This window comes from Pseudonocardia zijingensis (assembly GCF_042657305.1).
Lineage (GTDB): Bacteria > Actinomycetota > Actinomycetes > Mycobacteriales > Pseudonocardiaceae > Pseudonocardia > Pseudonocardia zijingensis.
This window is the reverse complement of record NZ_JBHSKO010000006.1, coordinates 22,295-44,763: the sequence shown is the minus strand read 5'-3', so window position 1 is coordinate 44,763 and position 22,469 is coordinate 22,295. Positions and strand designations below refer to the sequence as shown.

Below are 22,469 nucleotides of genomic sequence, written 5' to 3'. Positions count from 1 at the left end.
TCTTCCCGACGGGCCGTCGCACGTCGCGACGGCCCGTCGGCGTGTCACTTGCCGGCGACGCCGAACTGTCGGATGTCGGAGGGGAGCCCGGCTCGGTCGACGAAGGTGACGCCCTGGGAGGTCGCCCACAGCGCAGCAGTCATCGTCACCGGAGCTGCGAGTGCCTGATCGACCGCGTAGTTGTTCAGTTCCTTGTAGACCTCGATCGACTGCTTCGGATCGACAGTCGTCGTGATCTTGTCGTATATCGACGTGATGGTCGGGTCCGTGTACTTCTCCGGATTGACCGTGCCGCCATCCGGCGTGAAGTACAGCGCCGCCGTGTACGGGTCGGAGACGATGCCGGACTGCTTCAGGTAGAGCTGGTACTGGCCGGTCAGGATGATGCTGGCGGTCTGGCTCTCCGGGATCGGCACCCACTTCAGCGTGATGCCGACCGCTCCGAGCTCCTGCGACAGCGTCGGCTCGAACTGCTGGGTGGCCTGGCTGCTCGGGATCTCGATGGTGAAGCCGTTCGGGTAGCCGGCCTGAGCCAGCAACTCCTTCGCCTTCGCGGGGTCGTACGGGTACTTCTGCTCCAGGTCCTTGTCGAAAACGTCTCGCGAGGGGAAGAAGACCTGGTCGGTCGGGGTCGCATGCCCCTGCAGGAGCTTGTTGGCGATGCCGTCGCGGTCGAGCGCGTAGTTGACGGCCTGCCGCACCCGCACGTCCTTGAACTCCGGGTTCGAGGACTTGCCGTACTTGTCGAGGAACAGCAGCCAGTACACCGTCGTCGCGTCGACCTGCGTGACCGTGGCGCCCTCCACCGCCTTCGCTCCCGACACCTGCTGCGACGTGACGATGGTGGCGTTCGCCTGACCGGCCTTGAAGGCGTTGAGCTGGGCGGTCGGATCGTTGACGATGTTGACGTTGATCGTCGAGAAGGGGAACGACTCGGCGTCCCAGTAGTCCTTGCGCTTGCGCAGGACGTACTTGGTGCCGGGGACGCTCGCCTGGGTGTCGAGGGTGTACGGGCCGGATCCGATGGGGTTCGTGGCGATGTCCGGGCTGTTCAGATTCGAGGCCTTGGCGATCACGCCCACCTCGCGACCCATGAGCGAGACCCACTTGGGGTCGTAGTACTTGAAGTGGACGAGGACCGTCTTGTCGTCCGACGCCTCCGCCGACGCCACCGCGGTGTCGACCGACTGGATGTAGCCCGACGTGTTGACGCTTCGGTTGATCGTCGCCGCGACGTCCGACGCCAGCACCGCGCTGCCGTCGCTGAACGTCAGACCGTCACGCAGCTGGATCGTGAGCGTCTTGCCGTCGGGCGAGTACGCCCAACCCTTGGCGGCCCAGGGCGTCACGGCGCCCGTCTGCGGATCCCAGTAGGCGAGGGATTCGTAGATCGACCCCCAGATGTACCGGCTGTTGGTCGGCTGCATCTGAGCCGGATCCAACGTGAGCGCGCTCGGCGGGATGGCGAGGTTCAGCGTGTCGGTGGCCTCCGACGACGAACCGGAGTCGGAGGAGCCGCCGCCTGTGGAGCAGGCCGCCAGGGGAAGCGCGACAGCGATCGCGGCCACGACGGCCCCGATCCGGAACCGTCGCAGAACGGGCAAGCGGAACAATTCATACCCCTTCGTATGGATGCAGTCAGGACCGTTGGGGTGCGGTCGCGGGGGGTGCCCGGATCGTCGGCGCGTCCGTCCGTCGCGCGAGTTGCCTGGTGGCGCGCGGGTTGCCTGGTGGACGTGCCGGGCCACGACGATCGACAGTCTCGGGAGACTAGCGCCGCCGTGCTAACGTCCACAATACGTAATCTTGTTTCCGCATCATGGAATTTGTGAGGTGCACGTGAAGTATCGAGCGCTCGGCAGCACCAACGTCCTGGTGAGCCGGCTCTGCCTCGGAACGGGGGCCTTCGGATTCAACGAATCGTGGGCCGGGGACCTTGCCGCCACGCCCGAGGCCGAGGCCTTCCGCATCATGGATGCCGCGCTCGACCTGGGCATCACCTTCTTCGACACCGCGAACGTGTACGGAAACCACGGCCGCGGCACCAGCGGCGACACGGAGCGCATCATCGGTCGATGGTTCGCACAGGGGGGCGGCCGGCGCGAGAAGGTCCTCCTCGGCACCAAGGTCGGCCGGACCATGTTCGACAACGACTACGACGGCCCGAACACCAAGGACGGTCTCTCACTCTGGAAGATCCGCCGTCACGTGGAGGAGTCCCTCCGCCGGCTCGGCACCGACCACATCGAACTCCTCGCCATGCACCGCATTGACCGCAACGCGCAGTGGGACCAGCTCTGGGAGGCGTTCGAGGGCCTCGTCCGCGCCGGCAAGGTCGACTACATCGGCAGCAGCCAGTCCTACGCTTGGGAGCTGATGAAGGCGCAGGAGGTCGCACGCCGCCGCAACTTCATGGGCCTCGTGAGCACGCAGCACCGGTATGACATGCTGACCCGCGCCGCCGAGATCGAGGCGTTCCCGTGCGCGATCGACCAGGGCATCGGCGTCCTGCTGTTCAGCCCGCTGCGGCGCGGCGTCTTCGCGGTGGACCTGCTGAAGCCCGACGATCACCCGATCCACGAGTCCGACGCCTGGTACGTCGAGGCGTACCGTCCGCAGCTGACCGAGTTCGCGAAGCTCTGCCACGACCTCGGCCACAAGCCCGCAGTGGTCCACACGGCCTGGCAGCTGGCCCAGCCGGCAATCACCGCACCGATCATCGGCCCCGCCACCGTGCAGGAGCTCGAGGAGCTCGTCCAGAGCGTCGATGTCGAGCTCACCCCCGACGTGCTCGCCGAGATCGACCGGATCTTCCCGGCGCCGGAGGACCACTTCTATCCGAACCAGGATCCGCGGGTGATCCGTCCGGTGTCGTGGGCGTAGCCGGCTCGACAGGCTGACGGACCCCATGCGCATCACGATCGCCGACGACGAGGTCGCCTTCGTCTCCGACAGCCACGGAGCCGAGTTGCACTCCCTGCGCTTCGCGGACGAGGAGCTCGACTACCTCTGGATGCCGGAGGAGCCGGGTCCTGCGCGGACCTCCACGTGCTTCCCGCTGCTCGGAACCGTGCCGGGCGGCCGTTACGAGTTCGAGGGCCGCTCCTACGAGATCCCGATGCACGGGTTCGCGCGGGAGACCGACTTCGACGTCGTCGACCGCACCGACGACAGCGTGACGTACGAAATGACGGACACAGCGGAGACTCTCGCGGTCTACCCGTTCCGGTTCCGGCTGCGTGTGCGCTACGCCTTGGAGGGGCCGACCCTGGTCACCGAGTACGTCGTCGACAATCCCGGCGACACTCCGCTCCTCTACTCGGTCGGATCGCATCCGCGGTTCGCCTGCCCCGTCGACCCCGCGCAAGGCACCGGGTTCGCCGGCCATCACCTCGCGTTCGAGGCGCCTGAGGGGCCGGAGAAGCTGGTGCGAACGTTCGGACCACGCGAGCCGGTCGAGGCGGCGTTCACCCCCGACGGGCGCCGGCTGAGGCTCGAGGACGGGCTCTTCCCGGACGGTGCCTTCTGCCTCGGGTCATTGAACTCCGACCGCGTCGTCCTCGCGGGAGACGGGAGCACGCGCGCGCTCGCACTCGACATCCCGGGGGCCTCGTACCTCCAGGTCTGGAGCGTGCCCGGCTCGCCGTTCGTCGCGCTCGAGCCCTGGTACGGCGCCATCACCCGCAACCCGCCTCGCGAGGAAGACGGGCACTGGGGTCGGCGCCCTGGAACGCTGGCGCTCGCCCCCTGCGCGACGGCGAGGCATGCGTTCTGCATTACGCCGCTCCGCTAGCGAACGAGCCGTCTGCGCCGATCAGCTTCGCCCCGGAGCGCCCCTGGCCCCGGGCGCCGCGAACAACACTTGACCGGCTGCACGCCAACGCTCTACCGTCCTCCGAAAGTAACTTTCCGTCAGGCGGAAGGATGACCTGGTGTTCGGCGTCGAGCACATCTTTGCCCGCTTCGAAAACGTTTTCGAACCGTACGTTCTGCCAACCCGTCCCGAGCCGCGCCGCGGATGACCACCGGCACCGAGCTCACCGGCCGACTCGCGCCTCCGGCCGGTCCCACCCCCGACGGCGCAGCGGTCGAACCTCCCAGGTGCAAACGTGGCGACCGGGTGGCTTACCTCTTCCTCGCGCCCTGGTTCGTCGGTCTCGCCCTGCTGACTGCCGGCCCGCTGATCGGGTCGCTGTACCTGTCGTTCACGAACTTCAACCTGCTCCAGGCGCCGACGTGGGTCGGGTTCGCGAACTACGTGCGGATGTTCACCGACGACCCGCGATACCTGCAGTCGGTGAAGGTCACGTTCGTGTACGTGCTGCTCACGGTGCCGCTTCAGCTCGGCTTCGCCCTTGCCGTGGCGATGCTGCTCAACCGGCGGCTGCGCGGGATCGCCTGGTACCGGTCCGTGTACTACATCCCGTCACTGCTCGGCGGGAGCGTGGCGATCGCCGTGATCTGGTCGCAGATCTTCGACGACGACGGCGTCCTCAACGTGTTCCTGGCGTTCTTCGGGATCGCCGGTCGGAGCTGGATCTCCAGCCCCGACACCGCGCTGTACACGCTCGTACTGCTCAACATCTGGCAGTTCGGATCACCGATGGTGATCTTCCTCGCCGGGCTCAAGCAGGTGCCGCAGGAGCTGTACGACGCGGCCGCCGTGGACGGCGCGGGCGCGTGGCGGAAGTTCCGCTCCATCACGTTCCCGATGCTCACGCCGATCATCTTCTTCAACGTCGTGCTGCAGATCATCCAGGCCTTCCAAGCGTTCACGCCCGCGTACGTGGTCAGCGGCGGAACCGGCGGCCCGTCGGACTCCACGCTGTTCTACACGCTCTACCTGTACCAACAGGGCTTCACGAACCTGAACATGGGCTACGCCTCGGCCATGGCGTGGGTCCTGCTCCTGATCATCGCGACGTTCACCTTGATCAACTTCGGGCTGGCCCGTCGATGGGTCTACTACGAGGAGAAGTGATCCGATGACGACCGCGGCTCCGCCCCGATCGCGCCGCCGACCCCGCTGGCACGTCCACCTCGCGCTCCTCGCCGGGGCGGTGGTGATGGTCTACCCGCTGGTCTGGATGGTCGGCGGCTCCTTCAAACCCGAGAGCGAGATCTTCTCCGCCCTGAACCCGCTGCCCAGCTCGCTGGACCCGCGCAACTACGTCACGGGGTGGACGGCGACCGATCCCTCCTTCACGCAGTTCTACCTGAACTCGTTCGCGATCACGGCCACCTGCGTCGTGGGCAACGTCGTCGCCTGCAGCCTGACCGCCTACGCGTTCGCCCGCCTGGAGTTCCGGTTCAAGAAGGTGTGGTTCGCGATCATGCTGGGCTCGGTGATGCTGCCGGCCCACGCGCTGCTCATCCCGCAGTACGTCGTGTTCTTCAACCTGGGCTGGGTCAACTCGTTCCTGCCGCTCGTGGTGCCGAAGTTCCTCGCCACCGACGCGTTCTTCATCTTCCTCATGGTCCAGTTCATCCGGACGATCCCGAGGACGCTGGACGAGGCCGCGATGATCGACGGCTGCGGGAAGATCCGCATCTTCACCCGGATCATCCTGCCGCTGCTGGGGCCGGTGCTGATCACAACCGTGATCTTCACGTTCATCTGGACCTACAACGACTTCTTCTCGCAGCTGATCTACCTGTCCTACCCGGAGACGGAGACGGTGCCGGTCGCCCTGCGCCGGTTCGTCGACGCCACCGGCGACTCGTCCTACGGCCAGCTGCTCGCGATGTCAGTGCTCTCCCTGGTCCCGACGTTCGTCGTCTTCCTCATCGCGCAGAAGCGCATCGTCGAGGGCATCGCGACGACCGGGCTCAAGGGCTGACCTCGGATCACCGGTGATCGACACCACGAGAGGTACCGACGACATGAGCTCCACTTTCAGCCGACGGCGGCTCCTGCAGGCCGGCGCCGTGCTCGGCGTCGCCGCGCCCGTGCTCGCCGCCTGCGGCTTCGCGCCCCGGCAGCAGTCCGACGGCATCCGCTTCAGCAGCTACGGCGACCAGAAGAAGCTCGGGCTGCGCGGCCAGCTCGCCGACCTCTACACGCAGGGCCACCCGGACGTGAAGGTCACCTTCGAGGGGTCGGCCACGGCGGAGTACTGGGACAAGCTCGCCACGCAGATGGCGGGCGGGAACGCGCCGGACGTCATCAACATCGACATCGCCCGGATCGGCCAGTACAGCGCGGGAGGCGCGCTGGCCCCGGTCGACGAGTTCATCCCCGCGATGATCAAGACCGAGTTCTTCGACGAGAACCTGTTGGTGCAGGGCCGCGTCGACGGCAAGCAGTACGGCGTGCCCGTGGCGATGAGCACCTACAGCATGGCCTACGACGTGACCGCCCTCGACTCCATCGGGGTGGCACACCCGGACGGCACGTGGACGTGGGAGGACTACGCGGCGCTCTGCAACGAGATCCGCCGCGCGTCCGGCAACACCCTCTACGGATCCGAGGACCCCAGCGGCGACCCCCAGTCGCTCGAGATCTTCCTGCGCTCCAAGGGCGAAGCGCTCTACCGCGACCGGACGGACCTCGGGTTCACCGAGGACAGCCTGGCCGAGTGGTTCGAGTACTGGGCGGCGCTGCGCTCGTCGGGGGGCGTGATCCCCGCCGACATCGCTGCCCAGTCGCAGTACGGGGACTGGCCGACGATGCCGATCGTCAAGAAGATCGCCCCGCTCGGGCACATCTACACCGCGAACCTCCAGGGCGGGATGCAGAGCCTCACCGACCACACCATCGACATCACCCTGCCGCCGAGGTACACGAAGGACGGCAAGGCACCCCAGTTCCCGGCGCCGAGCAGCTACCTGTCGCTGAACGCCCGCTGCACCCGCAAGGCGGACGCCGCCGACTTCATCAACTGGTTCGCCAACGGCGAGGAGGCCGCGCACACGCTGCGGCTGATCAGCGGCCCGCCGGCGTCGTCGGCCGCCCGCGACGTCCTGCTGGCGGGCCAGCTCGAACCCAGCGAGAAGCAGGTCCTCGACTACACCAACCTCGCGCTCGAGAACACCCTCCCTCCCCCGCCCCCTGCCCCGCCCAGCTCCACTGCGGTCGCCGACCTGCTGCTGAAGACCAGTCAGGACATCGCCTTCGGCTCCACGTCCGTGCAGGACGGTGTCCGCACGTTCTTCACCGACGCCCGCAAGTCCCTCGCGGCCTGACCACCTCAGATGGGAACTGATCGCTGAAATGTCGAACCTGGAAGCCGGCCGGACCTCCGTGCAGCTCGTGTGGAACGACGGGAACGCAGGCGGCGCCGGGCGGCCCGTCGCGTGGGCCCTCGGGGAGCTGAGCGCAGCGCTCACGCAGAAGGGCGTGCACTGCACGACCTCTCCCACCCCCACCGGCCCCGCCTCGCTCACCGTGGAGGTGCTGACCGCGCAGGAGGCGCAGGGGCGCATCGGCGGCGCTGAGCCACCGGCCGCCGCTGAGTCGTACCTCGTCCACCCGGACGGCGAGCGCATCACCGTCGTCGGCGCCGATGCGACCGGCACCGTATACGCCCTGCTCGAGCTCGCCGCCCGCGTCACCCACGCCGAGGACCCGCTCCCGGCCCTCGCCGCCACCCGTGTCGAGAGCGGCGCACCCGCCGTACCCGTTCGCGGGATCGTGCGGTCGTTCTCGAGCGTCGACGAGGACCTGCCCTGGTTCCACGACCGCACCTTCTGGACCGAGTACCTCACCTGGATCGCCGCGGCCCGCTTCAACCGGTTCCACCTCGCGCTCGGGATGCAGTACAACTACGGCGCCGACAAGAACGGGGCCACGGACAACTACCTGTGCTTCGCCTACCCGTTCCTGCTCGACGTGGACGGCTTCGAGGTGCGGGCGGAGGGCGTCGACGCCGCGGAGCGCGACCGCAACCTGGAGACGCTCCGGTTCATCGCAGCCGAGACGAAGCGGCGGGGCCTGCGTTTCCAGCTCGGTCTGTGGAACCACGCCTACGACTACGGCCGCGACTCGGTCCACCGGTACCCGATCGTGGGGATCGGTCCGGACAACCACGCCGACTACTGCCGGGCCGCCATCGCACAGCTGCTGCGCGCGGTACCGGAGATCGACGGCCTGACCTTCCGGGTGCACTACGAGGGCGGCATCCACGACGAGAACCACGAGGTGTTCTGGAGTGCGGTGTTCGAGGGCGCCGACTCCGTCGGCCGCCCCTTGGAGATCGACATGCACGCCAAAGGCGTGGATCAGGCGCTGCTCGACGCGGTCGACCGGCCGATGCTCTCGCCGGTGCTGTCGGCGAAGTACTGGGCCGAGCACCTGGGCCTGCCCTACCACCAGGCCTCGATCCGTGCCCGGGAGGCGGCGAAGCCCATTCCCCCCGGTCACTCCATGAAGGGCATCACCGAGTTCTCCCGCCGCTTCACCCGCTACGGCTACGGCGACTTCCTCCGCGACGACCGCAAGGTCGACCTGATGTTCCGGGTCTGGCCGGGCACGCAGAAGCTCTTGCTGTGGGGCGACCCGGCGATCGCCGCAGGCTACGGCCGGCTCGCCACCTTCGGCGGGTCGCGTGGCGTCGACGTCTGCGAACCGCTGTTCTTCAAGGGCCGCAAGGGCAGCGGCGAGCCCGGCAAGCGCGACCCCTACATCGACCCCGAACTGCAGCTCGGTGGCCACGAGTGGATCAAGTACCGCTACACCTACCTGCTGTGGGGCCGGTTGCTGTTCGACCCCGAGTCGGACCCGGAGGTGTGGCGGCGCCACCTGCGCGCCACCTACGGCACGGCCGCGGGTGACGTCGAGACCGCCCTGAGTTCGCTGAGCCGCATCCTCCCGCTCGTCACGGTGGTGCACGGCGTGGGCGGGTCGAACAACGGCTACTGGCCCGAGGTGTACGTCAACCTGGCGACCTCCGCGCGGGTGCAGGCCACCCACTACGCGTTCGACACCGACGACCCGAAGAACTGGGGCGGGGTCAGCCCGTTCGACCCGACGACGTTCTACGCCATCGACGAGTACGTGGCGGACGCCGCCCGGGGCGCGGTCAGCGGCAAGTACACGCCGCTCGAGGTCGCCGGCTGGATCGAGGACCTCGTCACCGAGGGGCGCAAGGCGCTCGACCGGGCCAGGGCAGCGAGCGACCCGACCGACGCCCAGGTTCGCCGCACGCTGATCGACCTGGAGGTGCTCGTCCGCCTGGGCACGTTCTTCGCCGGCAAGTTCCGCAGCGCGGTGGACTACTCGACGTTTCGCGCCACCGGCGACCCGCGCCACCTCGAGTCGGCGCTCGCGCACTACCGGCCGGCCCGGGACGCCTACGCGTCGATCCTCGACGTGGTCGACGGGGTCTACCAGCCGGACATGCGGTTCGGGGTGGAGCGCTCCGAGCACGGGCACTGGTCGGACCGGCTGCCGGAGATCGACGCCGACGTCGCGGCGCTGGCCGAGGAACTCGCCGAGGCCTCCCCGGACGCGGCACGCAGCGACCTGCCGCCAGTGCCGCCCCGGCCCGTCGAGCCGGGCGTGGCGCACGTCCAGCCGCCGCACTTCGAGCGGGGCGCGCCGCTGTCGTTGACGCTCGAGGTGCTCGCACCCGACTCGGTGACGGGCGCCACCCTGCACTACCGCCACGTCGACCAGTCCGAGTCGTTCCGCACGACCGCGATGCAGCCGAGCGGCGACGGAGGGCTGATCGGCACGATCGACGCGGAGTACACCGCATCGTCGTACCCGTTGATGTACTTCTTCGACGTCGAGCACCGCGACGGGGGGCGCGCGATGCTTCCGGGGCTGGCGCCGGACCTGTCCAACCAGCCGTACCTGACGCTGAGCGCGTTGCCCGGCGCCGCTGGGTAAGCCTCGGTCCCGAACGCTCCCACCGCACGAACGGCACCCCCGTCCCGCTCTATCGGACGGGGGTGCCGTTCGCATCGGACGGGCTGGGGCTCAGTCGGTGCGCAGCACCACGAACTGGAACCGGCCCTCCACGGAGTAGCTGCGGCTACGCCTGAAGTTGATCATGTCAGGGTGGGTCACGGCGAGCTGACCGACAAAGCCTGGGCGCGCATCGAGCCGCTGCTGCCGCCGGTCGCCGGCCGGGGGCGGTACTGGCGCGATCACCGGCAGGTGATCCGTCACCACGAGCGACTCGTCCACTTCGGCGCCGTACGCGCCAGGCGCCGCGCCCCGGTCACAGACCTTCCTTGTCCGGCGTTGGCGGCGGTCACCTGATGGGTATGCGCCAGCGACTACCGCGTGTCAGCGACGGCAGCGCCGCCAAGCGGCGTTCTTCCGTAGTTGGGACCCCACACACTCGGCTTACTGAGGATCAGGCGCCGCCACAAGCACACAACCGGCATGACCGGCATGGTTGCGCAGCCGTTCGTGGATCTCCCGTACTCGAGTCGCCGGCCTGCGTTCGCGTCCTGCGACGACCGGGTGTCGCGTACCTCGACCTCGACGGCGACTCGATGGAGGTCGAGACCGCGGTGTGCTGGCGCGCCGAGGACGGCTCACCGACCATCCGCGCCTTCCTCCGTTCGGTGACAGCGGTGACCGAACGCACTACCCCCACCTGCCCCACGGGGTCGGCAAAGTTGGATGATCTTGAGTATGCGGGGTGGCTGGGGTCTCCGTGCACCACACAGGGGGTCGGCAAAGTCGCGTTGAGTAGGCGCTGAGTTGCGGTGTCACGTGCTCGCGGGAGTCCCTTACCCCTCGCTCCCTCGCTGCGCAACACGGTCAGCGCCTCACGGGTGAGCCGGATCCCGCCCTCCTTGATCGTGGCGCGTCCGGAGTGTCCAGCGCCGCACCCACGAGCCGAAGACGAACTCCTCCAGACGCGGCGGGTCTGATCTGCTGGGACGTGTCGGTGGACTCCACGATCGTGCGGGCACACCAGCACGCCGCGGGCGCCCGCCGCGACCCGGCCGGCCAAGTCGAGCCACCCGGTGTCGAGCTGGCCGACCATGCGCTGGGCCGGTCCCGTGGTGGGTGGACCACCACGCTGCATCTGGCCTGCGAGCAGGGGCGCAGGCCGCTGTCGATGGCTGCTCACCGCCGACACCGCGCAGACAGCCCGCAGTTCGTGCCGGTCCTGGAACGCATCCGGGTCCTGCGGGTGGGGCGGGGTGACCAGCAGGCCCACCGGCGGAAGCGTGGGTCGCGTGGGGCCGGCCGCCCCGGTTCGACCCCGAGGCCTACCGCCAGAGCCATGCCTCAGCTCCTCGATGCGGATGCCGGTGTGGCGCAGGGTCTGGGACGTGACGTTAGCCGGCTCCGGAAGACGCGGACCGCGTGATACGGCGGTGGTGCGATCGAGGTCCCGGGTCGAAAGGTCGCGCGCTCTTGCGCGCATCCGACTCGGGTCCGGCCTCTCGCGAGCGCGCCGTGCTGCCGGCGGCGCCTTCGGGACTCTGCCGCGCCGCCGCAACGAAGGGCCGCTCCCCCGCCGCAACGTGCCCCTGGGTCACCTGTCTTTCTGCCTCCTCGACAACGTTCGTCAGCAGCATCGCGCGCGTCAACGGTCCGACGCCGCCGGGTATCGGAGACACGAAGGCGGCCACATGCTGCACGTCGCGGTGCACATCCCCGACGAGCCCGTTCACCGTCCGCGTGATCCGGGGCTGCCCAGACTTTGGTTGACCCGGGTTGGGTGGGTGTTCAGGCCGCGTGAGCGGTGGAGACGAGTATCTCGAATTGGACGGGGGTGAGCCTGCCGAGGGTGTCCTGGCGTCGTCGGCGGTGGTAGGTGGTTTCGATGCAGGACACGATCGCCAGGCGGAGCTCGGTGCGGGTGCGCCAGCGGCGGCGGTCGAGGACGTTTCTGCAGGAGGCTGAAGAACGATTCCATCGCGGCGTTGTCCGCGCAGGTCCCGACCCGCCCCATCGATCCACGGAGCTGCGCTTCACGCAGAACCCGCTGGTAGGCGTGGGAGCGGAACTGGCTGCCTCGGTCGGAGTGCACGATCGCGGTCGCGTTCGGGGCGCGCAGCGCGATGGCGTTGCGCAGCGCGTGGACGGCGAGCTGGGAGGTCATGCGGGTGTCGATGGAGTAGCCCACGATCCGCTTGGAACAGGCGTCTTTGACCGCGCAGAGGTAGAGCTTGCCCTCGGCGGTGGGGTGCTCGGTTGGTGGCCAACCTCATCCAGCACCCCAAGTCCGTCGGCATCCGGTGCGGCCTCGGCCGCGCGGGGCAGAGCGAACTGAGTCGCGGTACGTCCGATCATGACAGGCTGAGGCCCTGAGGGGAACGCGCGCCGTCGCCAGCATCTGGGGGATGGTGTCGTCCCGATGCTGCTCGTCGCAGTAGCCGTCGATCTTCGTGGCGAACTCGACGAACCTGGCGTTGCCGACGCCGGTGAGCAGCACAGGTCGCGCTGACGCGATGCCGCCACGCGAATCGGGCAGGTGATCGACGAGCAGCGGATGCCCAGGCAGCTGCAAGATCGCGACGCCGCGCGACCTGCGACCCCTTTACCTCGACGGGTTCGCCACGAACGGTATGGCTTGCTGAACCTGCCGGCCGACTTGTACCGACCCGAACCGACCACTAGTGACCGAAACCACACCGTCATCCTGGAGCGGAACGCGACCCCATTTCACCCCGCCCGACGCGGTGCTCCAGTTTTGCTCCGGTTGGGCATGAACATGCGCCTACCAAACCAAGCCGCAAGATCACTAGCAGCGGCCGTCAAGATCACTAGAAGGCGCGGTTTCCACAGGTAGAAACGCCGACGGGCGGCTCCCCCGCCGAAGGGAACCGCCCGTCTGTGCCGTCGGGACGACAGGATTTGAACCTGCGACCCCTTGACCCCCAGTCAAGTGCGCTACCAAGCTGCGCCACGTCCCGGCCACCCCCCGAAGGGAGCGGGATCAGCCTACCGCATCGCCGATCCGCCCCGACCGGCCGGTCGTGACTCCCCCCAACGCGCCTGGTAGTCGCACCTGACCGTCCGCGCGCGCCGGTGGCCCAGCGCGGCGAAGGCATCAGTCTCCGGGGTGAGCGGCGCGGGCACCACCGTCGTCGGTAGCACTTGGACGGCGACTTTGGTGGGTACTCGCCAGTAGGCAGCCGGTTACGTCCTGTTCGCCCGTTCAAGGCAGGGCGGGCTCTTCCGCGCGTACCGGGTTCGCGGCGGTCGGCGGTGGTGGGTCGAGGGGGAAAGTGCCGCGCACGGCGAACCCGCCGTCGGGTTGCGGGCCGGCGGTGAGCTCGCCCCCAGCCGCCCGGACGCGCTCGGTGAGCCCGGTGAGACCTGCACCACCACCGGTGTCCACCCGCCGTCCGGTCCGCGGGCCGCGGCCGTTGCGCACCTCCACGGCGAGTTCGGTGCCCCGCCAGCGCAGCCGCACCGTCACCCGAGCACCCGGGGCGTGCCGGGCGGCGTTGGTGAGCGACTCCTGCACCACCCGGTAGACGGCGCGGCCCGTGCCCGGCGCGACCTCCACGGGGTCACCGCACTCGTCGAGGTCGACGGCCACGCCGGCGGCGCGGGAGCCGGCCACGAGCGCGGGGATCTCGGTGAGGCCCGCGACGTGCTCGCTACCGTCGAGCAGGCCGAGCGCCGCCCGCATCTCGGCGAGCGCGCGCTTGGCCAGCCCGCGCAGCTGCTCGGCGCCCTGCCGGGTCTCCTCCTCGGACGTGGACGCGGCGATCGCGGCGGCGCCCACCGCGATGAGCGTGGCGTGGTGGCCGACGGCGTCGTGGATCTCGCGGCCGATCCGGGCCCGCTCCTGCGCCCGCGCGGCATCCCGCGACGCCGCCAGCGCCTCCTCGCGGGCCTGCTCGAGCTGGCGCAGGCTCTCCGTGAGCCGTGCGCGCGTGCTCACCAGCAGCCCGAGGGCGGCGGGGGCCCCGGCGTACAGGGCCACGAACGCGAACGTGAGAACGATCTGGCCGGGGTCGAGGTCCTGCGTGAGCAGCACCGGGACGACCGCGACGACGATGGTGACCAGGAGCCACGGCACGAGCGCCGCCACGCGGTGGCACCGCCTGCCGAGCGTGTAGAGCGCGACGATCGCGGGCGGCCAGCCCAGCCCGCCCGCGAGCGCCGCGAACGAACCGAGCAGCCCCAGCGGGGGCCACAGGTGGCGCACCGGCAGCAGCGCGCACGCCACGAGCGCCGCGGGCACCGACCACTCGAAGGGCGCCACACCGAGCAGCACCGCGATCGCCGGGAGCACGACGGCGGCCGTCTCGACGAACAACCGGCGGCTCGGCAGCGCGGCGACCGACGGGATCCGGATCCTCGTCACGGCAACCCCCAACCCTGCGCCAGCAACGCGGCCTGGACGCGGTTCTCGGCGCCGAGCTTGATCAGCAACGCCGACACGTACTTCTTGACGGTGGCTTCGGCCAGACCGAGCCGCCCCCCGATCACCGCGTTGGAGTCGCCCGCGGCGAGGCCGCGCAGCACCTGCCGTTCGCGCGAGGTCAGCTCGTCCAGCCGGGACGGGCCGGTGCGGGCCGACCCGGCGGCCAGGCGCGGCAGCAGCCGCGCGGTGATCCGCGGGTCGAGCACGGCGCCGCCAGCGGCGAGGTCGAGCACCGCCCGCACCAGCGTGTCCGGGTCGGCGTCCTTGAGCAGGAACCCCTGCACGCCCAGCCGCAGCGCCTCTGTCACGTAGTCGTCGAGGTCGAACGTGGTGAGCACGGCCGCAGCGGGCGCGTCCGGGCGCGAACGCAGCACGCGCAGCGCCTCCAGCCCGCCGACGCCGGGCATCTGGACGTCGACCAGCACGACGTCGGGCCGGTGGGCGTCGACCGCGGCGAGCATGGCGGCGCCGTCCTCGGCCTGCCCGACCACCTCGACGGAGCCACCCGCTTCGAGCACCGTGCGCAGCCCGGCCCGCATCAGTGGCTCGTCATCGGCGAGCACGACCCGGACCGTCACCCGTCGAGGGTAACGCGAGGGCTCCGATCAGCCCTTTTTGTTCCGCTTCTCGCGCACCCGGACGTTGATGCGGACCGGTGAGCCGGTGAACCCGAACTCCTCGCGCAGCCGCCGCTCCAGGAACCGGCGGTATCCCGCCTCCAGGAACCCGGTGCTGAACAGCACGAACGTCGGCGGCCGGTTCTGCGCCTGGGTGGCGAAGAGGACCTTCGGCTGCTTCCCACCCCGCACGGGCGGCGGCGTGGCCGCGATGACATCGGCCAGCCAGCCGTTGAGCCGGCCGGTGGGGATCCGCTGGTCCCACGAATCGAGCGCGGTGCGCAACGCGGGCGCGATCTTGCGGACGGCGCGGCCCGTGAGGGCCGAGACGTTCACCCGCTCCGCCCACGGCACGCGCACGAGGTCGCGCTCCAGCTCGCGCTTCATGGCGTGGCGGCGGTCCTCGTCGACGAGGTCCCACTTGTTGAACACCAGCACCAGCGCGCGCCCGGCCTCCTCGACCATGGAGATCACGCGCTGGTCCTGCTCGGCGATCGGCTCGCTCGCGTCGATCAGCACGACGGCCACCTCGGCGGCCTCGATCGCGGCGCGCGTGCGGAGGCTCGCGTAGTACTCCATGCCGCTCGCGGTCTGCACGCGCTTGCGCAGCCCCGCGGTGTCGACGAACCTCCAGACCTCACCGTCGAGCTCGACGAGCGAGTCGACGGGGTCCACCGTGGTGCCCGCGACGTCGTGCACGACCGAGCGCACCTCGCCCGAGACGCGGTTGAGCAGGCTCGACTTGCCGACGTTCGGCTTCCCGACGAGCGCGACCCGGCGCGGGCCCCCGGCGCCGGCGCCGACGTCGTCGCGCGGGCTCTCCGGGAGCGCCTCGAGGATCGCGTCCAGCAGGTCGCCGGACCCGCGCCCGTGCAGGCCGCTGACGGGGCGCGGCTCGCCCAGCCCGAGCCGCCAGAGCGACGCGGTGTCGGCGACGAGCCGCTCGTCGTCCACCTTGGTGGCCGCGAGCAGGACGGGACGGTCCGAGCGGCGCAGCACCCGCGCCACGGCCTCGTCGGTGGCGGTGGCGCCGACGGTGGCGTCGACGACGAGCAGCACCGCGTCGGCGGTCTTCATCGCGAGGTCCGCCTGGGCCGCGACGGCGGCCTGCAGGCCGGTGGCGTCGGGTTCCCAGCCGCCGGTGTCGACGAGGGTGAACCGCCGCCCGTTCCACAGCGCGTCGTAGGCGACGCGGTCGCGGGTGACGCCGGGGATGTCCTGCACCACGGCCTCGCGGCGCCCGAGCAGCCGGTTGACCAGCGTGGACTTCCCGACGTTCGGACGCCCGACGACGGCGAGCACCGGTGCGGACAGTGCCGCCTCGACGTCCTCGTCGGGCGCGGAGGGGCCGTCGGGCGCCCCGAACTCGTCGGGGTCGATCCCGAGCGCGGCCATGGCAGCGCGGTCGTCGGTTCCGTTCACGTGGTGCCCACTCAGTTCTGTGTCCGTAGTTCGTCCAGTTCGCGGACCATGCCTGCCAGCTCGGCCCGCAATGTCTCGGTGGCGGCGCCCAGTCCGGCGCGCCCACCGCCGCCGGGGACGGTCAGCGGCTCCCCCACCACCACGTCGACGCGTGGCCGCCACCGGCGGCCCGACCCCTCCGGGCGCCGGGTGCCCCGCGCCACGACCGGCAGCACCGCTGCCCCGCTGGTGCGCGCCAGCCAGGCCGCCCCGTGCTGCGCCGCCGCGACGTCTCCGCTGCCGCGCGTGCCTTCCGGGAAGACCCCGACCAGCCCGCCGCCGCGGAGCACCGCGACCGCCGCCGTGAGCGGCCGCCGGTCGGCTTCCCCACGGCGCACGGGCAGCTGCCCGATGCGCCGCAGACCCCAGCCGGCGACCCCGCTGAACATCTCCTGCTTCACCCAGAACACCGTGCGGCGCCCGAGTAGTCCGAACAGCAGCGGTCCGTCGACGAACGCGCTGTGGTTGGCGACGACGACCACCGGCCCGCGCTCCGGGATCCGCTCCCGGTGGTGGACCTGCACCCGGTAGAAGGGCCGGAACAGCCAGGACGCGACCCAGCGGCCCAGGTCGTGCATCCACGGCCAGGCGCCTGGCGGCAGGTCCGCAGAGCTCACGTGACCATCCCACGGTCCTCCACCAGCCGCAGGAGCTCGGTCAGGACGTCGTCGACGGACAGGTGGTCGGTGTCGAGCACGAGTGCGTCCGGGGCGGCGTGCAGCGGCGAGGTCTTGCGGGTGGAGTCGAGCCGGTCGCGGCGGCGGACGTCGGCGAGCACCGCCCCGTGGTCGGCCAGCCGGCCCGCCTTGCGGTCCTGGGCCTCGCGGCGCGCGGCCCGGACCTCCTCGGACGCGGTGAGGTAGACCTTCAACGGCGCGTCGGGCACCACGACGCTGCCGATGTCGCGGCCCTCGACCACGATGCCGCCGCGGGTGGCGACCGCCTTCTCGATGAGGGCGCGCTGGCGTTCGACCAGTGCCGAGCGCACGGCGGGCATCGCGGAGACCGCGCTGACGGCACCGGTGACGGCGGCACCGCGGATCTCGGCCTCGACGTCCTCGCCCGCCAGCAGGATCGCGGGCGCCGCCGGGTCGGTCACCGACTCCAGGTCGCCGACCGCGGCCACCGCGACCTTCTCGGCCTCCGCCTCGGTGCCGTCGAGCCCGGCGCGCAGCACGGCGAGGGTGATCGCCCGGTACATCGCCCCGGTGTCGAGGTAGGCGGCATCGCACGCGGCGGCCAGCCGCCGTGACACGGTCGATTTCCCCGTGCCCGACGGTCCGTCCATCGCCACGACCCCGTGCAGCCGCCCGGTCGTCACCCGCAAGCCCCCTCGTCCTCGGGCCGCGCCGGCCCGTGTCCTGCCGCGCGCCGATCGCGGGCCGCCGACCATCATGCCTTGCCGCCCGACGGGCCCGGCGTTCGGCTACTGGGGCAGGTCGGTGCGCAGGGCGGCCGCGCCCCGCAGGTAGACGTGGCGCAGCTCGGCGCGGGCCCGCGGGGTGTCGACGTGGGCGAGCAGCCGCAGCGTGCGCGGCATCGCGCCCGGCACCGCGATCTCGGTGGCGCACATCAGCGGCACGTCGGTGAGCCCGAGCAGCCGCGCGGCGTAGGCGGGGAACTCCGCGGTGAGGTCCGGGGTGGCGGTGAAGAGGATCGAGATGATGTCGTCGGCGGTGAGCCCGTTGCGCTCCAGCACCGCTGTGACGAGCTCGGCGGAGCCCTCGAGGATCTCCTCGCGGGTGTCGCCGCCGACCTGGATGGCGCCCCGGATCGCGCGCACCGCCACTACATCCCGACCGATCGGTAGAGCGAGCCGACCTCGGGGCGGGTGAGCGGCCGGAACCGGCCGGGCCGCTGGTCGCCCAGCCGCACGTCGCCGACCGCGGTGCGCACCAGCCGCTGCACCGGGTGGCCGACCTCGTCGAGGAGACGGCGGACGACGTGCTTGCGGCCCTCGTGGATCACGAGCTCCACCAGCGAGCGCCCCGGCGTGGAGTCGACCAGCTTGAACGAGTGCACCTGCACCGGACCGTCGTCCAGGTCGACCCCGTCGCGCAGCCGCTTGCCCAGGTCGCGCGGGACCTGGCCGATCACCTCGGCGAGGTAGGTCTTCTCGATCTCGTACGAGGGGTGCATCAGCCGGTGGCCCAGCTCGCCGTCGTTGGTGAGCAGCAGCAGGCCCTCGGTGTCGGCGTCGAGCCTGCCGACGTGGAACAGGCGCGCCCGGGGCGAGCCGGTGAAGTGCTCGTCGACGATGCCGCGCTCCACCACCAGGTCGCCGACGCAGGGGCGGCCCCGGTCGTCGTGCATGGTGGAGAGGATGCCGCGCGGCTTGTTGAGCGCCAGGTGCACCAGATCGTCCTGCAGGACGATGCGGGACCCGTCGACGTGCACCACGGCCGTGTCGGGGTCGATGCGCCGCCCCATCTCGCGCACGACCTTGCCGTCGACGCTCACGCGGCCTGCCGCGATCATCTCCTCGGCCGCTCGGCGCGAGGCGACGCCGGCCTGGGCCAGCACCTTCTGCAGGCGGACGCCCTCGGGGCGCGCACCTGTGGTCATCTCATTCATCAGGGGTGTTCTCATGTCGTGTCGTCAGAAGTCGTCGATCGCGTCGACGTCGGGCAGGAGGGGAGCCAGCGGGGGCAGGTCCTCGAGGGACGTGAGCCCCAGCCGTTCGAGGAACAGCTCGGTGGTGCGGAACAACGTGCCCTGCGTGGCCGGGTCGACGCCCGCCTCCTGCACGAGACCGCGGGTGAGCAGGGTGCGCAGCACGCCGTCGCAGTTGACGCCGCGGACGGCCGAGACGCGGGCCCGCGTGACCGGCTGCCGGTAGGCCACCACGGCGAGGGTTTCGAGGGCCGCACGCGTGAGCCGGGCCCGCTGCCCGTCGAGCAGGAGGCGCTCGACGTGGTGGGCGTAGGCGTCGCGGGTGTAGAAGCGCCACCCGCCACCGGTGCGGCGCAGGTCGATGCCGCGGCGCTGCGCCGTGTAGGCCTCGGAGAGCCGGTGCACGGCAGTGCGGACGCGCGCGACCGGCTGGTCGAGCGCCTGGGCGAGCGTCTCCTCGTCGGTGGGGGCGTCGACCACCAGCAGCAGCGCCTCCAGCGCGGCCTCGAGCTCGGCGTCGTCGGCCAGCTCGTCGGGCGCCGGGTCGTTCTCGGCCTCGTCGGTGCCGGGCGCGTCGGGCACGAGGCCGAGCACGGCGGCGGCCAGGTCGGAGGGGGTGTCAGTCATCAGTGGGTGTGGCGTGCTCTGTGCGATCGTGAGCGGACGGTGTCCAGCGTACTGTCAACTCGCCGAACGGCTCCGGCTGCTGCAGGTCGATCACCGCGCTGCGGAACAGGTCGAGCACCGCAAGGAACCGGGCCACCACCTCGAGCGGGTTGGCGCAGTCGGTGGTGAGCTCGGCGAACGTGGCCGAACCCAGCTCGGCCAGCCGTTCCCGCAGGATCGCGGCGTGCTCGGCCACCGACACCGGCACCCCGTGCAGGTGGTCGAGCCCCACCGTGGGCGGCGGCTTGGGCCGGAACACCGAGGCCGCGAGCTCGGCGAACGCCTCGGGGTCGACGCCGAGCAGCACCTCCGGCAGGAGCGCGGAGAACCGCTCCTCGAGGGCGACCGACCGCGGGAACCGGCGCTGCGCCCCGGCCTCCAGCTCGACGAAGAGGCCTGCCACCTGCTTGTACGCGCGGTACTGCAGCAGGCGGGCGAACAGCAGGTCGCGCGCCTCGAGCAGCGCCAGGTCCTCGGCGTCCTCCACCTCGGCGTCTGGCAGCAGCCGGGCCGCCTTGAGGTCCAGCAGGGTGGCGGCCACCACGAGGAACTCGGTGGTCTCGTCCAGGTCGGCGTCGTCGCCCAGCGCCGCGAGGTGGGCGATGAAGTCGTCGGTGACGGTGTGCAGCGCCATCTCGGTGATGTCGAGCTCGTGCTTGCCGATGAGCTGCAGGAGCAGGTCGAACGGACCCTCGAAGTTGTGCAGCCGCACCTGGAAGCGCGGGCGCGCCGGTGCCACCACCGGCGCGTCGTCATCGACAACTGTCACGGGCTCACCGCGCCAGGACCTCGCGGGCGAGCAGCCGGTACGCGTTCGCCCCGTTCGACGTCGGCGCCCAGGTGGTGATCGGCTCCCCGGCCACTGTGGTCTCGGGGAAGCGCACCGTGCGGTTGATCACGGACTCGAACACGAGGTCGCCGAACGCCTCCACGACGCGCTGGCGCACCTCCTTCGTGTGCAGGGTGCGCGGGTCGAACATCGTGGCGAGGATGCCGAGGATCTTCAGATCCGGGTTGAGGCGCTGCTGCACCTTGTCGATGGTGTCCATCAGCAGCGCAACCCCGCGCAGCGAGAAGAACTCGCACGCCAGCGGGATGAGGATCGAGTCGGCGCAGGCCAGCGCGTTGATCGTGAGCAGGCCGAGCGAGGGCTGGCAGTCGATCAGGATGACGTCGTAGCGGTCGAGCACCGGCTTGATGGCCCGCCCCAGCGCCTGCTCGCGCCCCACCTCGGTGACGAGCTGCACCTCGGCGGCCGACAGGTCGATGTTGCTGGGCAGCAGGTCCATGCCCTCCACACCGGTGGGCCGGATGACCTCGTCGATCTCCGCTCCCCGCTCCATGAGCAGGTTGTAGATCGTGGTCTCCAGCTCGTGCGCCTGCACCCCGAGGCCGACCGACAGCGCACCCTGCGGGTCGAAGTCGACCAGCAACACCCTGCGGTCGTACTCGGCGAGCGCCGCGCCGAGGTTGATGGTCGACGTCGTCTTGCCGACGCCGCCCTTCTGGTTCGCGACGGCGATGACCCGCGCCGGACCGTGCTCGGTCAGCGGGGCCGGTTCCGGCACCATCAGGCGGTGCCTCCCCGCGGGGTCGGTGGCGGCGTCCAGCTCGCCACCCTCGTAGTCGCCATACGCTTCCTCGCCGTTCGTGTCCGTGTCGAGCGGCTCCGGGCGGGGGGTGAAGGGCCGCGGCGTGTCCATGCGGTCTCCGGTCTCTGGCGGGCGACCCGGGAGGGGCCGATTCGCGCAGCGTAGGAGTCCGGGTGGACGACCGGCAACGCGCCCCGCCGCGTGTCGGCCGACCTATCGGCCGGATGTGGCCGACCTGTCCGCAACGTTACCGGCTGATGACGCAACGCCGGTGGGCGCCCACTGTCCGTGGGCGTGTCGGGCCGTGCTCTCAGCGCAGCGCGCGCGGATGCGTGGTGGCGTAGACCTCCCGCAGCGTGTCGACCGTGACGTGGGTGTAGACCTGGGTCGTGGTGACCGAGGCGTGGCCGAGCAGCTCCTGCACCACCCGCACGTCCGCGCCGCCCGCGAGCAGGTGCGTGGCGAAGCAGTGCCGCAGCGTGTGCGGCGACACCTCGGCGGTGAGCCCGGACACCTCCGCCGCCCCGCGCAGCACGTGCCACGCGCTCTGCCGCGACAGGCGTGCCCCCCGCGCGTTGAGAAGCAGCGCCGCTCCCCCGCGACCACGGGCGGCGAGCGCCGGACGGGCCCGCACCAGGTATGCGTCCACCGCCGCCAGCGCGGGCCGCCCGACGGGCACCACCCGCTGCTTGCCACCCTTGCCGCGCAGCAGCACCGTGCGGGCGGCGGTGTCGAGCTCGTCCAGGTCGATCCCGACGGCCTCGGAGATCCGGGCGCCCGTGGAGTAGAGGAGCTCCAGCAGCGCGCGGTCCCGCAGCGCGCCGGGGCCGTCGCCGATGCAGCCGGCCAGCAGCTGCTCGACCTGGTCCACCGACAGTGCCCGCGGCAGCTTCGCCGGCAGCGCAGGCGGCGTGACGTCCCGGGCGACGTCCACCGGCACGAGGTCCTCACGCACCGCGAACCGGTGCAGCCCCCGCACCGCGGCGAGCGCCCGCGCCGCCGACGACGCCGCGAGGTTCAGCGGCGGGCTGCGCAACGCGGGGACGAACGCGGCGACGTCTGCTTCCTGCACCGCGGCCAGGTCGTCGACGCCCCTGGCGGCCAGGTGGTCGACGTAGCGGGCGAGGTCGGCGCGGTAGGCGGCGAGGGTGTTGGCCGCGCTCCCCCGCTCCACGGCGAGGTGGTGCAGGAAGGCCTCGACGACGTCGGACGGCCGGGTGCCCACG

19 protein-coding genes, 1 tRNA gene and 2 pseudogenes are annotated in these 22,469 nt (G+C 70.9%); 6 read left to right on the top strand and 16 right to left on the bottom strand.

The genetic code is table 11. The features are described 5' to 3' along the window. Nucleotides 1–44 precede the first annotated feature (44 nt). A complete protein-coding gene (locus ACFPL3_RS14405; RefSeq protein WP_343941847.1) occupies nt 45–1,748 on the bottom strand; it encodes an ABC transporter substrate-binding protein in 1,704 nt (567 codons plus the stop codon). A gap of 127 nt (nt 1,749–1,875) precedes the next feature. On the opposite strand from ACFPL3_RS14405, the gene ACFPL3_RS14400 reads away from it, so the two are divergent. From ACFPL3_RS14400 to ACFPL3_RS14375, 6 genes are all read left to right on the top strand, one after another. After that, nucleotides 1,876–2,883: an aldo/keto reductase gene (locus ACFPL3_RS14400; RefSeq protein WP_343941848.1), complete on the top strand. Its 1,008-nt coding sequence runs from the start codon at nt 1,876–1,878 to the stop codon at nt 2,881–2,883. 25 nt (nt 2,884–2,908) lie between these two features. Continuing rightward, nucleotides 2,909–3,793, top strand: a complete 885-nt coding sequence (locus tag ACFPL3_RS14395; protein WP_343941849.1) for an aldose epimerase family protein — start codon at nt 2,909–2,911, stop codon at nt 3,791–3,793. Between the two features lie 327 nt (nt 3,794–4,120). Next, nucleotides 4,121–4,981: a carbohydrate ABC transporter permease gene (locus ACFPL3_RS14390; protein WP_343941850.1), complete on the top strand. Its 861-nt coding sequence runs from the start codon at nt 4,121–4,123 to the stop codon at nt 4,979–4,981. Nucleotides 4,982–4,985: 4 nt separating this feature from the next. Then, nucleotides 4,986–5,840 (top strand): carbohydrate ABC transporter permease, encoded by an 855-nt coding sequence (locus tag ACFPL3_RS14385; protein WP_343941851.1) that lies wholly within the window; start codon nt 4,986–4,988, stop codon nt 5,838–5,840. Nucleotides 5,841–5,883: 43 nt separating this feature from the next. Next, nucleotides 5,884–7,185 (top strand): ABC transporter substrate-binding protein, encoded by a 1,302-nt coding sequence (locus tag ACFPL3_RS14380; RefSeq protein WP_343941852.1) that lies wholly within the window; start codon nt 5,884–5,886, stop codon nt 7,183–7,185. A gap of 28 nt (nt 7,186–7,213) precedes the next feature. Continuing rightward, a complete protein-coding gene (locus ACFPL3_RS14375; RefSeq protein ID WP_343941853.1) occupies nt 7,214–9,832 on the top strand; it encodes a hypothetical protein in 2,619 nt (872 codons plus the stop codon). Between the two features lie 90 nt (nt 9,833–9,922). On the opposite strand, the gene ACFPL3_RS14370 is transcribed toward ACFPL3_RS14375, so the two are convergent. The 15 genes and pseudogenes from ACFPL3_RS14370 to xerD form a co-directional block, all read right to left on the bottom strand. Further along, complete coding sequence (locus ACFPL3_RS14370) at nt 9,923–10,132, bottom strand: hypothetical protein (RefSeq protein ID WP_343941854.1); 210 nt, start codon at nt 10,130–10,132, stop codon at nt 9,923–9,925. A gap of 1,319 nt (nt 10,133–11,451) precedes the next feature. Then, nucleotides 11,452–11,595: pseudogene (locus tag ACFPL3_RS14365) on the bottom strand (bifunctional methylenetetrahydrofolate dehydrogenase/methenyltetrahydrofolate cyclohydrolase); the annotation flags it as partial. A 43-nt stretch (nt 11,596–11,638) separates the two neighbouring features. Continuing rightward, nucleotides 11,639–12,107 (bottom strand): annotated as a pseudogene (locus ACFPL3_RS14360) (IS3 family transposase); the annotation flags it as partial. 647 nt (nt 12,108–12,754) lie between these two features. Then, nucleotides 12,755–12,828 (bottom strand) — tRNA-Pro (locus ACFPL3_RS14355). Nucleotides 12,829–13,073: 245 nt separating this feature from the next. Beyond that, nucleotides 13,074–14,234 (bottom strand): sensor histidine kinase, encoded by a 1,161-nt coding sequence (locus ACFPL3_RS14350; RefSeq protein ID WP_343941855.1) that lies wholly within the window; start codon nt 14,232–14,234, stop codon nt 13,074–13,076. Next, the gene (locus ACFPL3_RS14345) at nt 14,231–14,872 is read right to left on the bottom strand and encodes a response regulator transcription factor (RefSeq protein WP_343941856.1); all 642 of its coding nucleotides are present in this window, start codon (nt 14,870–14,872) and stop codon (nt 14,231–14,233) included. Before ACFPL3_RS14345 ends, ACFPL3_RS14350 begins: the two co-directional genes overlap by 4 nt. 27 nt (nt 14,873–14,899) lie before the next feature. Next, nucleotides 14,900–16,306 (bottom strand): ribosome biogenesis GTPase Der, encoded by a 1,407-nt coding sequence (der, locus tag ACFPL3_RS14340; RefSeq protein WP_343941885.1) that lies wholly within the window; start codon nt 16,304–16,306, stop codon nt 14,900–14,902. Nucleotides 16,307–16,344: 38 nt separating this feature from the next. Then, nucleotides 16,345–16,989, bottom strand: a complete 645-nt coding sequence (locus ACFPL3_RS14335) for a lysophospholipid acyltransferase family protein (RefSeq protein ID WP_343941857.1) — start codon at nt 16,987–16,989, stop codon at nt 16,345–16,347. Then, nucleotides 16,986–17,660 carry a (d)CMP kinase gene (gene cmk, locus ACFPL3_RS14330; RefSeq protein ID WP_343941886.1) on the bottom strand — a complete coding sequence of 225 codons (675 nt, stop codon included), beginning with the start codon at nt 17,658–17,660 and terminating at the stop codon, nt 16,986–16,988. The genes ACFPL3_RS14335 and cmk overlap by 4 nt, the downstream gene beginning before the upstream one ends. A 138-nt stretch (nt 17,661–17,798) precedes the next feature. Beyond that, the gene (gene aroH / locus ACFPL3_RS14325) at nt 17,799–18,155 is read right to left on the bottom strand and encodes a chorismate mutase (RefSeq protein ID WP_343941858.1); all 357 of its coding nucleotides are present in this window, start codon (nt 18,153–18,155) and stop codon (nt 17,799–17,801) included. Nucleotides 18,156–18,160: 5 nt separating this feature from the next. Beyond that, a complete protein-coding gene (locus ACFPL3_RS14320; RefSeq protein ID WP_343941859.1) occupies nt 18,161–18,937 on the bottom strand; it encodes a pseudouridine synthase in 777 nt (258 codons plus the stop codon). A gap of 33 nt (nt 18,938–18,970) precedes the next feature. Beyond that, nucleotides 18,971–19,612 carry an SMC-Scp complex subunit ScpB gene (gene scpB, locus ACFPL3_RS14315; protein ID WP_343941860.1) on the bottom strand — a complete coding sequence of 214 codons (642 nt, stop codon included), beginning with the start codon at nt 19,610–19,612 and terminating at the stop codon, nt 18,971–18,973. Further along, the gene (locus tag ACFPL3_RS14310; RefSeq protein WP_343941861.1) at nt 19,605–20,420 is read right to left on the bottom strand and encodes a segregation and condensation protein A; all 816 of its coding nucleotides are present in this window, start codon (nt 20,418–20,420) and stop codon (nt 19,605–19,607) included. The genes scpB and ACFPL3_RS14310 overlap by 8 nt, the downstream gene beginning before the upstream one ends. A gap of 4 nt (nt 20,421–20,424) precedes the next feature. Next, nucleotides 20,425–21,354, bottom strand: a complete 930-nt coding sequence (locus ACFPL3_RS14305) for a ParA family protein (RefSeq protein ID WP_343941862.1) — start codon at nt 21,352–21,354, stop codon at nt 20,425–20,427. Nucleotides 21,355–21,553: 199 nt separating this feature from the next. Beyond that, a complete protein-coding gene (gene xerD / locus ACFPL3_RS14300; RefSeq protein WP_343941863.1) occupies nt 21,554–22,468 on the bottom strand; it encodes a site-specific tyrosine recombinase XerD in 915 nt (304 codons plus the stop codon). Nucleotide 22,469 lies beyond the last annotated feature (1 nt).

Coding starts and splice junctions, on each gene's coding strand:
- ACFPL3_RS14395 (WP_343941849.1), top strand. CDS start 2,909: ATGCGCATCACGATCGCCGACGACGAGGTCGCCTTCGTCTCCGACAGC.
- der (WP_343941885.1), bottom strand. CDS start 16,306: ATGGCCGCGCTCGGGATCGACCCCGACGAGTTCGGGGCGCCCGACGGC.
- ACFPL3_RS14320 (WP_343941859.1), bottom strand. CDS start 18,937: ATGACCACAGGTGCGCGCCCCGAGGGCGTCCGCCTGCAGAAGGTGCTG.
- ACFPL3_RS14380 (WP_343941852.1), top strand. CDS start 5,884: ATGAGCTCCACTTTCAGCCGACGGCGGCTCCTGCAGGCCGGCGCCGTG.
- ACFPL3_RS14385 (WP_343941851.1), top strand. CDS start 4,986: ATGACGACCGCGGCTCCGCCCCGATCGCGCCGCCGACCCCGCTGGCAC.
- ACFPL3_RS14375 (WP_343941853.1), top strand. CDS start 7,214: ATGTCGAACCTGGAAGCCGGCCGGACCTCCGTGCAGCTCGTGTGGAAC.
- scpB (WP_343941860.1), bottom strand. CDS start 19,612: ATGACTGACACCCCCTCCGACCTGGCCGCCGCCGTGCTCGGCCTCGTG.
- cmk (WP_343941886.1), bottom strand. CDS start 17,660: ATGGACGGACCGTCGGGCACGGGGAAATCGACCGTGTCACGGCGGCTG.
- ACFPL3_RS14305 (WP_343941862.1), bottom strand. CDS start 21,354: ATGGACACGCCGCGGCCCTTCACCCCCCGCCCGGAGCCGCTCGACACG.